10 protein-coding genes and 1 tRNA gene are annotated in these 14067 nt (G+C 46.1%); 6 read left to right on the top strand and 5 right to left on the bottom strand.

Annotated features, from left to right (window positions below):
- Window positions 1-245 (bottom strand): ATP-binding protein (locus KDD36_12325; GenBank protein ID MCB0397438.1); only part of this gene is annotated, 245 nt, incomplete at its 3' end.
- A gap of 26 nt (window positions 246-271) precedes the next feature.
- Window positions 272-3613, bottom strand: coding sequence for a hypothetical protein (locus KDD36_12320; GenBank protein ID MCB0397437.1), 3342 nt, complete (start codon window positions 3611-3613; stop codon window positions 272-274).
- Between the two features lie 330 nt (window positions 3614-3943).
- On the opposite strand from KDD36_12320, the gene KDD36_12315 reads away from it, so the two are divergent.
- From KDD36_12315 to KDD36_12300, 4 genes are all read left to right on the top strand, one after another.
- A complete protein-coding gene (locus tag KDD36_12315; GenBank protein MCB0397436.1) occupies window positions 3944-5467 on the top strand; it encodes a glutamate--tRNA ligase in 1524 nt (507 codons plus the stop codon).
- Window positions 5468-5492: 25 nt separating this feature from the next.
- A complete protein-coding gene (locus KDD36_12310) occupies window positions 5493-7175 on the top strand; it encodes a glutamine--tRNA ligase/YqeY domain fusion protein (protein ID MCB0397435.1) in 1683 nt (560 codons plus the stop codon).
- Window positions 7175-7531, top strand: coding sequence for a dihydroneopterin aldolase (gene folB / locus KDD36_12305; protein ID MCB0397434.1), 357 nt, complete (start codon window positions 7175-7177; stop codon window positions 7529-7531). Before KDD36_12310 ends, folB begins: the two co-directional genes overlap by 1 nt.
- A 346-nt stretch (window positions 7532-7877) precedes the next feature.
- Window positions 7878-7948 (top strand) — tRNA-Cys (locus KDD36_12300).
- Window positions 7949-7989: 41 nt separating this feature from the next.
- Here the strand turns inward: KDD36_12300 and KDD36_12295 are convergent.
- The 3 genes from KDD36_12295 to KDD36_12285 form a co-directional block, all read right to left on the bottom strand.
- Window positions 7990-8634, bottom strand: coding sequence for a CoA pyrophosphatase (locus tag KDD36_12295; protein ID MCB0397433.1), 645 nt, complete (start codon window positions 8632-8634; stop codon window positions 7990-7992).
- Between the two features lie 67 nt (window positions 8635-8701).
- Window positions 8702-10972, bottom strand: coding sequence for a TonB-dependent receptor (locus KDD36_12290; protein ID MCB0397432.1), 2271 nt, complete (start codon window positions 10970-10972; stop codon window positions 8702-8704).
- Between the two features lie 67 nt (window positions 10973-11039).
- Window positions 11040-11360, bottom strand: coding sequence for a hypothetical protein (locus KDD36_12285; protein MCB0397431.1), 321 nt, complete (start codon window positions 11358-11360; stop codon window positions 11040-11042).
- 353 nt (window positions 11361-11713) lie between these two features.
- Between KDD36_12285 and KDD36_12280 the strand changes: the two genes are divergently transcribed.
- Window positions 11714-13153, top strand: a complete 1440-nt coding sequence (locus tag KDD36_12280) for a gliding motility-associated C-terminal domain-containing protein (protein MCB0397430.1) — start codon at window positions 11714-11716, stop codon at window positions 13151-13153.
- A gap of 2 nt (window positions 13154-13155) precedes the next feature.
- Window positions 13156-14067: PorP/SprF family type IX secretion system membrane protein (locus KDD36_12275; protein MCB0397429.1), on the top strand; the 912-nt coding region annotated here is incomplete at its 3' end.

Below are 14067 nucleotides of genomic sequence, written 5' to 3'. Positions count from 1 at the left end.
TCTCCCTCGTCCTCAATGGTTACTGACATTGCACCTGGACTGGTCTCTATATTAACATTGACAATCTTGGAGGGATTGCTTTTGTTGCCATGCATAATGGCATTATTAACCGCCTCGGTTAGTGCGATCAGGATATTACCATAATTGTCTTCCGTAACCTCTTGGTTTTTGCAGATCTCATCGATCAGATTTTCTACCAGTGTAAGATTCTCCGGCTTTGACTCAAAATTAATCCTCCTGTTCACGTTTGGCTCCTGTTCTAAAATCATTATTACTCCTTGTTGTACTGGTTAAAGTAGTCGTTCACTTTTCGTTTGTAGTAGGGGCTCAGCGTCGGTGGAACTGTTTTAAGTAATTCCACTTCTTTTAATTTCATCGTTTTATACTTTAAAAATTCTTTAGGGTTACTGTTTTCTGTACTTTTTCCTTCCTTAGACTCTCTTTTCTCTTCCATGTCCCTTTCACGCTCTGCTTTCTCTGATTCCAACAAACGCGTCATGATTTCTTGCTGGCGTAAGACCGTTTCTCGATTAAGTTGCTTATTGACTAAATCCTTCTCAGTTTGTTCCATTTCCTTCATCAAACCATCCAGGTCTCCAAGAGATTTTTTCCCATCCTTGTTTAATTCCTGATTCATTTGCTGGAGTGCATTACGTATGGCTTCCTGCTGTGCTGCCATACGAGCCAGTTGTTCGCTCATTTGCCCTTTCCCTTGCATACCAGGCTTCTGCCCCTCTTTCTTCAGTTGCTCAAGTTGCTTATTCAGTTGTTCCTGCATTTGTCGCAAAGATGAAATACTAGGTTTGCTTCCTTTGCCGCCAGGTTTGCTGCAGCTGCCGTCACCCGCACTTTGTGACATATTCTGCATCTGCTGCGCTACTTCATCAAGCATCAAAGCCAGGTTATTAACGGAGGTCATTACAAATTGCTGACGCTCTGCCGCCATGGAAGTATAATTCCTTCCCATATGTGCTTCGGAGAGGTAGTCGATTGCCTTCTCCATATTCATATTAATGCTACTGATCTCCCTATTTACAATGGACTGGAGTTGGATAACGCGCTTGCTGAGTGCAAACAATGAATCTTCGATCATCTTGGCATCATCTTTCAGCTTCTTTTGTTCCTGGTTTATCTTCACATAGGAAGGGCTGTTCCTGTCCGTCTTCTGTAATTCATCCATCAGAGCTTCCTGTTCAAAAGAGAGCTCCACCAGATTTTCAAGCAACTCCCTTAGTGCTTGTAAGTCCTCTGTATTGGATTCTCCGGACATTTGGCTTTGCATTGCTCCCAATTGCTCTGCCATCTCCTTCATTTTATCAGATGCCTTCTTTTGTGACTGACTTGCCTTTTTGTTTTGACTTTGCTTTAATTCCTGTTGGCTTTGTTGCATGGCATCTTCTGCTTCCTTGCTATCTCCGGAGGGGTCTTCCATGTCTTTGGGTCTTTCCAGCTCCTGGTTCATTTCTTTGAGCTTATCCAGATCTTCTTTGGTCTTCTCAAATTCTTCCTTGATATCTTCCTGCCGATTTATCAATTCCTGGTCAGATTGATTCTTTTCCTTGGTATCCTCGGATAACTTTTCTTCCTCTTTCTGGAGTTTCTCAAGCTTATTCTTGGTTTCTTCCAGTTTCTGTTCGAATTCCATTTGTTTGAAGATTTCCAAAGAACGATCCAGCTCCTTTTCAATATCCTTTTCGTTCAGCTTCATCTGATCCATCATATCCTTCATCTTCTCTCTGGTAAGCTCATCAAGCAGCTTTTCCATTTCTTCAAAAAGCTCTTTCATCTCATCTGTCATGATCTTTTCAAAAAGCTCATTCAACTGTTGTTGTTTTTCGAGAAGTTCGGGGCTAAGGGATTTGTATTCCTTTTGTTCTTGTTGGTTTTTCAGATTTTGTTGTTGAATAGAATTCATTTTCTGTTCCAGCTCTTTTTGTCTGTCCAGAATATCTTTCATCTTCTTCTTATCTTCCCAACTGGGTTCCTTTTTCTCTAATATTTTCTTCTTAAGGTCAAGCAGGTCCTTCTGAATACTCCGGGCTTCCTTGATTGAACTTTCCAGGTCCTTTTTAATCTCATTGTTGGTCTTATCATTTTTTTCGTTTAACTCATCCAGGCTGGGGGCCTTGAAGATTGCACGTTGTGTTCTGGCAGATTTGCTTCCCTGTACCGCATCATTATCCCATACCTCAAAATAATATTCCACTTCCTCTCCGGGTAGTACATCTAACAATGAAGCATCCCATTCATAGTAAAATCTGGCTTGTGTACTCCCTTTTTCTACCGTTAATTTCTCGGTCTTTTTACCCTGTTTTTCAGGGTCTTTACTGTTGACGTATGTGTAATTAAAAGTAAGGTTCTTAAACCCATAGTCATCCCTGATCATCCCAATAAAGTACCATCGCTTGTCATTTAATGAATCCATTCTTTGTCCTACCTCAATGGAAGGATACTGATCCGGGATCACACGGATGCCATATGTCACCGAGTCATTTCCCTTAACCAGCTCATTGAATGAGCTTACGGTATACCGATCGCTTTCCAGAAATATCTGAGAATGGCTGAAGTCATCCTTCCCGTGACGTTTTGTTTCTACCATACCTTTGTGAAAGCGAAGTCGGATGCCATCTGTATTTGTGGTCTTGAATTGCCAACTTGCTTTGGTGCCCATCGGAAGGTCAAGGTCACCGATATTCGTTACGACCTCATCTTTTCTGCCTGTATAGTCAGGATAGTCCAGCGCAACAGAAAAATTCAGGATCAGGGGATTGGGCAATGCTTTTAGCAAATATTCTTCTGAGTCAAATCCGTTCCCGGATAACCGAAACCGCGTATCGCCCTGCACATTCCTAAACGTATATTTAAACTGTGTGGTCTTCTCCCGAATGAGTTGAAACTTTCGATCTCCTGCAATCAAAGTCAGCTGCTCGGGAATATCGGTGCCAGACAACGACACTTTAAGCGTAAAATCCTCATGTTGTCGGGTTTGCAGATTCTCATTTTGAATATTGAAGGAAAATGGTGCCAGTTTGAAGTATGTGCGATGGGCTATCAGTCGTTTGGTTCCATCTGTCAATACCGATGGTGCGGCAAATAGTAACAATAAGATAGCACAGACCGGTAGAGCGGCGTATTTGATATATCGTCGGTTTTCACCAAAATTCACTGCCCTGGCAAATGGTATCGGCTTTAACTCCTCGATGCGTTGCTGAATGCTTGCCTGAACAAGGTCATTTGCCTCGAAAGATTCGGTTGCCATCTTCTGCAGTTGCAGGGTATTCAATAATTTATCTTTTACTTCCGGGAAATGTATACCGATGATGGAGGCTGCCTGTTCCTGGGAGATCACCTTTCCAATGTGATAGATTTGAAGGAGCGGATATACAATCAGTCGGGCCAGGATGGCCAGCGTGCCAACGAGGTATGACCAAAACAGAAGGGTGCGAACGGTGGTTTCGAAATGTGCCAGGTACTCCGCTGTGCTCAGTGCAAGAAAAAAGACCAGGGTCAATCCGGTTGCATATAGCGAACCCCGGATAACCTGGTTTTTATAATACTTCCGGATAAACTCATCCAGTTTTTCTACCAATACCCTATGCTCATCGCGGCCCATATCAGGCAGTCATTTATATAATAAACTCCAAAAAGATGCGAAATTGAGAATTCACACTACACAAAAGACGGAATTTACTCCACTCTGTTGCCTACCAAATGTAACGCAAACTAACCGATTTTGTTTGGTTTGTCAAGTATTTTACCTGATGAGCCAAATGGAATTCCTGCATTGGATAAGAAAGTATTACCGTAATGATATTGAATTGTAAAAAAGCTCATCCATGGAATACTAAGTCACATATACCTGGCCGGATGCATAGTTGTATGAAGGTTTCATATATAAACCGCTATCTTTGCGATTCATTTTCGGATTTAACTTCAACACTTTATGCGTCTTAGATTTGCTCCCAGTCCCACAGGTCCTCTTCACATGGGTGGGGTACGAACGGCGCTATACAATTACCTGCTTTGCAAAAAGCATCATGGAAAATTCATTCTTCGCATTGAAGATACCGACCAGGCGCGGTTTGTTGAAGGGGCAGAATCACATATCATAAAATCCCTGTCGTGGTGTGGAATACTTCCGGATGAAAGCCCGGAAAATCCCGGTGCGTTTGGGCCTTATCGTCAATCTGAACGCAGCGAAATCTATCAAAAGGAAATTGCAGGATTAATCGAGAAAGGACTCGCATACTACGCTTTTGATACCTCCGAAGAGCTTGATCAAATGAGGACCCGACTGGAGTCTGAGAAAAGTGCTTCAAGGCAGTACGACGCTATTACCAGGATGACCATGCGTAACAGCTTAACTTTGGATGACGCCACAGTTAAGGAACTGCTTGAAAAAAAGACACCTCATGTCATCAGAATAAAGCTCCCCGGAGAAGGTAAGCTGATATTTTCCGACCTGGTCAGGGGAACGATTGAAGTGGACCTGGCAAGCCTTGATGACAAGGTTCTGTTCAAATCAGATGGGTTGCCCACTTACCATTTTGCGAATGTGGTAGACGATTATTACATGCAGATCAGCCATGTGATCCGTGGTGAAGAATGGTTGCCTTCCGCACCTTTACATTGGATACTTTACGATTACCTGGGGTGGTCGGATAAAAGGCCGGAATTTGCACATTTGCCGCTTATCCTAAAGCCGGATGGAAAGGGAAAACTCAGCAAGAGAGATTGTGATCGCTTGGGATTGCCCGTATTTGCGGTAGCATGGAAAGATCCGGTGACCGGGGAGGTTTCCGATGGATATGCGGAAAAAGGATATTTGCCGGAAACATTTTTAAATATGCTTGCCATGCTTGGCTGGAATCCGGGCACGGAGCAGGAATATTTCACCTTGACCGAGATGATTGAAGCTTTTAGCCTGGATAGGGTAGGCAAATCCGGATCGCGATTTGATATGGCCAAGGTAAATTGGTTCCAGGAACAACACTTTCGTAAACTGCCAGACCACGAAATATTGGAACTGGTGCGTCCTTTGTTGAAAGACCATAACATCACTGCCGAGGATGGTTTTGTGCTTCATGTGATTGCGCTTATGAAGGACCGCATCGCTTTTCCTGGTGACATTATTTCTCAGGGAGCGTTCTTTTTTCAGCGGCCCGCGTCGTATGATGAAATTACCATCCGTAAAAAGTGGAAACCTGAGTCCAAAGAAATTCTGGAGCAATGGATAGCGGTGTACGAAAATCTACCCGCTGACAACCCGACAGTTCTGGAAGAATCATATAAAAAAATGCTTGAGGCCAAAGGGTATGCCATAGGTTTGGGCATGATCAGCCTGAGGTTGGTGTTAACCGGTATAGGAGGGGGACCTTCCCTTTTCGATCTGATGGCATTGTTAGGTAGGGAAGAAATTGTTCATCGGATTCAGACCGGGATTTCGCAAATTCATGCAGAGGTTTAGTCTCCCTCATTTTAAATGATCCCCTATGGAAGAAATCACAAAGAAAGCACCCAATTTTATTGAGCAGATCATTTCGGATGATCTGGTGAACCGGGGGTATACCCGCGTGCATACACGCTTTCCGCCAGAGCCCAATGGTTACCTTCATATCGGACACGCCAAATCGATCTGTCTCAACTTTGGCCTGGCAAAAACATACAACGGACTTTGCAACCTCCGGTTTGATGATACCAATCCGTTGACGGAAGAAGACGAATACGTTCAGTCCATCCAGGAAGATATCCGGTGGCTCGGCTTTGATTGGGGCGACCGGCAGTATTTCACATCTGACTATTTTGATCAGCTATACGATTGGGCTGTGATACTGATTCGAAAGGGTAAAGCGTATGTATGTGATATGACTGCCGATGAGGTGGCGGCCGGTCGCGGCACACCCACCATCCCCGGGAAAGAAAGTCCGTGGCGGGACCGCTCCGTTGAGGAAAACCTTGACTTGTTTGAGCAGATGAAGAATGGTGTCTATGAGAATGGACAAAAGACATTGAGAGCCAGGATTGATATGGCATCCCCGAACATGCATCTTCGTGACCCGGCGTTGTACCGCATCAGAAAGGCCAGGCACCACAGGACCGGAGATAAATGGTGTATCTATCCGATGTATGACTGGGCCCACGGCGAATCCGATGCAATCGAAGGTATCACCCATTCCGTGTGTACACTGGAGTTTGAAGTACACAGACCACTTTACGATTGGTTTGTGACACAACTTGAGATTGATCCCCGGCCAAAACAAATCGAATTTGCGCGCCTCAATCTCAACTATACCATCATGAGCAAAAGGAAACTCTTGCAACTGGTGAAGGAGAAGCATGTTGAGGGTTGGGACGATCCCAGAATGCCGACTTTACGGGGCCTCAGACGCCGCGGATATACACCTGCATCCATCCGTAATTTTTGTGAAAGGGTAGGGGTGGCGAAACGTGAAAACATCATTGACGTGGCTTTGCTGGAGTTCAATGTGCGTGAAGACCTGAATAAGATCGCTCCCAGGGTAATGGCCGTGTTGAATCCGGTAAAACTTGTCATCACCAATTACCCTGAAGGACAGGTTGAGCAGATGGATGCGATAAACAATCCCGAAGATCCCGGCGCAGGTTCACGGAAAATTGCATTTTCCCGGGAACTATATATTGAGCAGGATGACTTCATGGAAGATCCGCCGAAGAAATATTTTCGTTTATCTCTAGGTTCTGAAGTTCGTCTTCGGTATGGATATCTGGTTACCTGTAATGAGGTGATAAAAGCGGATGACGGTTCTATAAAAGAAATTCATTGTACCTACGATCCAGACAGCCGGGGAGGAAATGCACCGGATGGTAGAAAGGTCAAAGGAACCATCCATTGGGTCTCGGCAGTTGAAAATCTCCAGGCTGAAGTTCGCCTTTATGATCGTTTGTTTAAAGATGAAGATCCCAATACACTTGAGAATTTTCTGGATGGATTGAATCCGGACAGCATGAATATTGTGAACGGATGTATACTGGAAAAGGGCCTAGCCTCGGCTGAACCCGGTACCCAATATCAGTTCGAACGCCTTGGATATTTTTGCGTGGATACGGTTCACAGCCAACCAGGGAAACCGGTATTTAACCGCACCGTAGGTTTGAGAGACACCTGGAGTAAAGTTGCATCAAAGGGAAACGGGTGATGGCAAAGATCCTCATTGAGAACATCCAGTTCTTTGTTAAGATCGGACACCTGGAGGTAGAACACCGGGTGGGCAATCGCATTCGGCTGGATGTTTCGTTTGAGACCGATACCAGGCACGCTGAGGAAACCGATGAGTTGAGTGATACAGTGGATTACAAAGCGGTGTTTGATGTGTTGAAAGCGCAAAGTGAAAAGCCTTCGAAATTGATCGAACACATGGCCAGACGGATGTTTGATGCCCTGGTAAATGGATTCCCGAATGCAAGCCAATGGGAGTTAAAGCTGGCCAAGTTAAATCCTCCGGTCAACGGCAGGGTCGATCAGGTCAGTATTGTTTTAAAGAGTGGGGGATAGAGAGATATGGATTCGTGCTTTGTTCTCCATTCATCTTTTATTAGCTTTGCATCCCTTGACAAAATTTAAGTTGGTGGCAGGATAGGACAACCTTCGGTTCTGAAGCGGTGAGATTCAGATAGCGAAGGAAGGGGAGAACAAAAAAGGGTCTGCTACGTTGAAGCAGTCCTGAGGAATTGGCCATTCAATGAATTATGGTCGCGTGGCCGAGTGGTTACCTGCCTGCCGCCGCGCAGGCCAAGGCATCGGCAGGCAGGGGCAGAGGTCTCGCAATTGTGAGATGTTTTGCTGAAAGGAATAGAACTACGAATTGCTCTTGAATGGACAGTTCTCAATTATAATAAAAGGTCGCGTGGCCGAGTGGTTAGGCAGAGGTCTGCAAAACCTCGTACAACGGTTCGAATCCGTTCGCGACCTCAGAAGGAAAGCCCCGGTGATAGCCGGGGCTTTTTGTTTTCTCAACGTAAGTCGTGCAGCAGGTGTTTGAATTCGCTGATCATCATGGCTGTTGCTCCCCACACCACATGCCCATCGATATCGAAGTACGGTGCCATAATTTCTTTTCCGGTAGAGGCAAGCTGAATCGGTTTTTGCTTAACAATGGTATCGTCCAGGAGTGTGCTCAGGGGCACTTCCAGGATTCCTGCAACCTCGTATGGATCTGGAACAAATGCGGGGGTATTGTCAGATAAGCCTATAAACGGATGAACAAGGAAACCACTGGGTGGTATGATCAAAGGTGTTAATGGTCTGACCACACGCACCTGTTCAGCCTGCCAGCCCACTTCTTCCTGCATCTCCCTTAGTGCCGTTTGTTCAAGATTGATGTCTGTTTCCTCTACCTTCCCACCGGGAAATCCGATCTGTCCACCGTGGGTGCCGGGGTAGTCATTCCTCACGATCAATACGGTATGTGTGTCCCCTTGTCTGGGATACAAAAGGATCATGACAGCACTTAACCTGGTGGCTTTTCTTTGAAGTGATTCCATGGCACGCAACTTTCGCTCGAACGGTGCCATGGCATATTGCGCTTCTTCCCCCGGAAGAGGCTTACCTGATGAGTTGATCAGGCGGGTCTTGAGATCTTTGAAAGAGAAATCCATTTGATTTATCTCAAATATAGGATAACTCGTTGTTCATGGGTTGTGTCCGCCGTCAATTCAATTTAGATCACGGTTTCCTAATTCCAAAAGGTAGGTTCAGTCCTACCATAATATTTCGTCCCGGATTGGAAATGCCTTCGGCTTTCAGCCTTGAGAGGTGCGGTACATACGTTTTGTTAAGGATATTGCGAACACCGATTGTTGCATAACCTTTGAAGTTGCCAAATTTAATGGTCGCACCCAATGTTGCGTGCAGAAGGGAGTATCCGTCCGAACGGGATTCCAGCTCTGTGTTGATATGGTTCTGAGGTAGCGTATGCTCCAGGCGTACCGACATAAATGGCTCTTCCAGGTGGCTGGTGTTCTTGAAGCGTCCACGGAGTCCGTTGGAGATTCTCGGAGCGGGCATCAATGGTAGGGGTTGGCCGCCTGCACCGGTTGCCAGTACTAATTCGAAACCATTCTCAATGTGAAGCCAGTCAAGCGGATGGGGATGGAGGTCAGTCATCAGTTCACCGCCCCACAGACTGGCATTACCCTGGGTATAGGCATACACAAAAACTTTCTCTACCGGATCATATTCATGGGTTGGCAGGAGGTAAATGAAACGGTTGACATGGTTGTAAAAACCTGCAATATCATAGCTGAAGTGTTCTGAATGATAGTGCATGTTGATGTCCCACTGAACATTCTGTTCGCTTTTGAGGTCCGGGTTGCCGATCTCTTTCCGGTTGGTTCCCTCATGCACACCGGCGGACGTCAGTTCGGCCAGGTTAGGTGCCCTGAAACCGGTCGCCAGATTGGATCGGATAACAATGGCTTCATTGGGTTGCCATGACCATCCGGCAGATCCGTTCACACTGCGATAATTCGTGTTAAGTTGTGTAGAATCTTCACCGGGGAATGACGCATCTACCTGTCGGCTGTCGAAACGAATTCCTGCTTGCACGATGTGTTTTGCTCGCTTGAGTTTAACAAGGCTCAATACACCGAGATCGGTGGTGGTGGCATCGGGGATAAGCAATTCTTCACCATGGTTGGTGTTGCGTTGATGCATACCCTGTACTCCGAAAATATATTCCAGCTTTGATGTGTCCGGATTCAGATAAAGTTTTCCGTCCCAGCTGAAGGTATTTAAACGCATATCCAGTGCAGCCTCATCATTCTCATGCGCTTCGTGGTCATGGTCATGATCATCATGCGGTTCCTCGAATTCAAGGCGTCGGTTTGAAATATAACCGAAACTTGTTTTGACGCGTGCCTTGTTCATATAATAGGTAGTGATCCAGGAGGTGATGTGACTGGTCACTTCCTGACTGGGTTCCTGAGGCGTTCGCAGGGTATTCTGCAAACCGATTTCCCCGGGCAGACCAAAGTGGTCATCAATGAACGTATAGTATACATCGGTGCTCAGGTTACTGCGCTGAAGTCCGACGGACGTTTTCAGAGAACGTTCGTTCATCCTGGAGTTGGTGACACGGTCACCGCTACCTGTGAGGTAATCGGCATGATTCACATAGCCGCCGCGAACCCTGAATCGGAAATGTTCCCCGCTTCCTCTGATCCCAAGGCTGTTCTGGTGTCCGAGTGTGGCGCTGTAGAAACGTGTGGATACATCACCTTTGATGGTATGTACCTCTGCAGGTTTCTCATCCACCACATTGATAACGCCACCGAGTGCATCTGATCCATATAGTAGCGAGGCGGGTCCCTTGATGATCTCCACCTTATCAACTCCGGCATCATTGAGACCTATACCATGTTCATCGCCCCATTGTTGGTTTTCCATGCGTATACCCTGGCTGAAGAGCAAAATCCTGTTGCCGCTGAGTCCGCGGATCATTGGTTTGCCAATACCTGGACCAGTTGAGAGGTTGCTAACCCCCTGGGTGGATGAAAGTGCCTCGGCAAGGTTTGTGGCGCTGCTTTGTTGAAGCTCACGGAAACCGATCTGATCGATCTTGACCGGACTTTCATCCTGGTGTGATGAGTAACCACCGGTTACAACGACTTCATGGGTTTCGATGACAGCAACTTCCATGGAAATATCTTTTGTTACAGCCGTGCCATCAAAATATATGTCAAGGATAACGGTCTCATAACCAATGAAGGAAACCTGAACTTTAAAGCGGCCATTCGGAATACCTCTGATCTGATAATGACCGGATGCATCGCATTGCGTGCCTTTCATTAGTTCTGGGATGTATATGGTTGCTAAGGGTATGGGGTCACCGGTTTGTTTATCGGTAACCGTTCCTGACAGGTCCGACTGGGCAAAGGAGCATGACCATACCAAACCGGCTATCAGCGATAGCCGGACTGCCAAACAGCACTTCATAAAAAAAGATTATTAGGGTTTAACTTAACGTTTCCGCACTCAGACTTTACAGACGGTGCAGCGAATATCAGGCGTTAAGAGAAACCGGGGGACCGCGAAGAAAATATGCGGCAAGGGCCTGGTAAAAAGGCCTGGAAACCCTCGTGGGTTTATGGATATCCGTGTCAAAAACTTTATTGTCCGGTACATCTGATAGTGAAGATTCGCCGGACTGCTTCTCAAACTGGCAGGCGGGACAGTGATGATGAAGCTGATCAATGAAAGCTCCCGATTCCTTGGCATGGTTCTCATGGTGTCCCATCAACGGATGAATCCCACCTAACATCAAAAAGGCCAGGAACAAGGTGGGCAATACCCCCTTCGCCATATGTCGGAGAAGCACCATCATGTATAATGAAAAAAATGTTTTGGGAATTGAGCAATCAAAACTAACGGTTTGGATAGGAAAAAACAAGTGTGGTCGAAGGGCTATGAATTATTTACGAATCCGTTGGAGCAATTGATTCTTTTTTCTATCTTAGTTTCCCTTCCATCAAAACTGTTGGCAGGCAACTGGGATTGCGGACATATTGGTTAATGTCCCCAGACGTTTCCCTGATACTAAATACACTTGTTGGTTAGACCCCGTTGCTTATGATTGGCATGGATCGCGTTATGTGTAAAAGTGAACCCCGAAAATCAGGTGCATCAAAGAAGTTGTTATTGTTGTTGTTAATGGGAGCGGTATGGCATCCTTCCCTGATGGCACAATGCATAACATCGGTTGTTAGTCCTTCCTGTCCTGGAAAGTCGGATGCATCCATTACGGTCATATATACAGGCGATGAAGAAACAGATAAACGCTATCTGTTGCTTCAAAATAATGTCGCCCTGGATTCTGCCTTTACCAAGGGCACCCATTCATTTACCGGCCTTGCTGCCAAAGTATGGGAAACGCAGGTTTATTTGTCTAACGGAACAGGAGGATGGAATTATTCATGTGCAAGAGTGGATACAGTCAATGATCCTGACACCCTGAAGCTGGCTATGAATGCGACCGACATCAACTGCAAGGGAGATGGAACCGGTTCCATCGTGGTGACGGTCGAAGGCGGAACGCCTCCGTTTAACTACTTATGGAACAGTGGCCGGACCACGTCCACTTCCACAGGATTGTCAGCCGGAACTTATGCGGTTGTTGTGACGGATGTTCGGGGATGTGTATCCAATAAGGCAGTCACACTAAAGGAGCCTGCAACCCAAATGTCTCCAGGTTCCACCCAAAAAGATGTGTTGTGTGCCGGTAAGAAATCCGGGTCCATAGATTTGAGTGTAACGGGCGGAAGTGCACCTTACACTTTTCAATGGAGTCATGGCGCTACCACGGAAGATGTCACCAACCTGAGCGGGGGTACCTATACCGTTAGCATTTACGATGGAAATCAGTGTGAGGAAAACCTTGAGATCATACTAAATGAACCCGATCCATTTCTTGCACCAGCCAAGGGAGTCAATATAAGTTGTAACGGTTTGATCGACGGAACGGCCACCGTGACAGGCGAGGGAGGCACGTCACCGTATAGTTATTTATGGTCAACCGGCGAAACCACTGCAACCATCACGGGTCTTGATGCCGGCCGGTACATCATTATCGCCGTGGATGCAAATGCTTGCCCGGCATCCGGTGAAGCCATCGTGATTGAACCGACCAGATTGAAAGTCTACAATAAGTCAGAGAACCTGGGCTGTGATCGCACCGAATACAAAGTTGAGATCGTGGCATCCGGAGGAACCCTGCCGCATTCTTTCCAATGGTCTGACGGAAGTACCGATCAGATTATTGAGGAAATGATACCTGGTGATTATGAGATTACAGTCACCGATGGAAGAGGGTGTTCAGCGGTGGATACACTGTCTCTTGAATATAAAGAAGCTACGTGTGTAACGGCACCAAGTGGATTTACACCGAACGGTGATGGTATCAATGATACATGGACCGTTAGAAATTTTGAGAAATTCCAGGGAGCGGTCCTTCAGGTATTCGATCTCACCGGAACAATGGTGTTTGATTCAGGCTCACAGACATTGCCATGGGGTGGCACCTTTGAAGGCGCAGATCTGGAACAGGGAACATATTACTATATCCTGGATCTGAACAACGGTGAACCCAGGCAAACAGGTCCCATCACCATATTAAGATAGCGATGAAAAGAAGGGTTATACCTACATTCCTTATTACACTGCTGTTATGCGGTGTGGCAGAGACGGTGTTCGGACAGTTCCAGGTGACCTATCCAAATTATATGGTGAATGATTATTTCTATAATCCTGCCATCGCCGGAAGCAAGCCTATCAATCCAGCCAGAATCACGATCAGAAGGCAATGGATGGGGGTTGTAAAGGCTCCGCAACAACACAGTCTGACGTTTGATGGACTTCTTTTCCAGTACCGTATCGGGATGGGTGTGGGTTTATACAACCAAACCATTGGTCCTGCCAGCCTGAACCTTTTCAATTATTCATGGAACTACAGGGTTCCTTTTTCCGCAAATTCCATGCTTTCCTTCGGTGTTGCAGGTGATATTGCCCAGTATGTGATCAACCATGATCTGATTGAACTGGAGGATCCCAATGATCCGGTACTTCAGAATGGCTTCCGTCGCGCCTATCTGCCGGATGCAAGTGCAGGTTTATATCTGTACAGCACACCGTTGAATGCACACAAATATTTTCTCGGTGTTTCGGCACTTCATCTCCTGGATACCCAAAAGGACCTGCCCTGGTATGAGAACCAGCTTGACGCGCCCACGCTGAAACGTACGTTTTATGCCATGGCCGGATATAAGATCAAGATGGGTAACAAACTCGGACTGGAACCATCAGGTGTATTCTTCACTGATAACCCGGAAAAACCTGAGGATTTCGGATACAACATCAACGGTAAAATTTCATGGAATGACAGTTTATGGGTGGGTGTATCATATCAGGCGGAAAGATCGGTTACAGCATTTCTGAGCTTTGTAGTAGGACGCATGAACATTACTTATTCCTATGAAATGTCATTGTCTGATATCCAGCAATACAGCTATGCAACGCACGAACTTTCTTTGGCTCTT

The sequence above is a fragment of the Flavobacteriales bacterium genome, assembly GCA_020435415.1.
Lineage (GTDB): Bacteria > Bacteroidota > Bacteroidia > JACJYZ01 > JACJYZ01 > JACJYZ01.
This window is presented reverse-complemented; position numbering and strand designations above follow the sequence as displayed.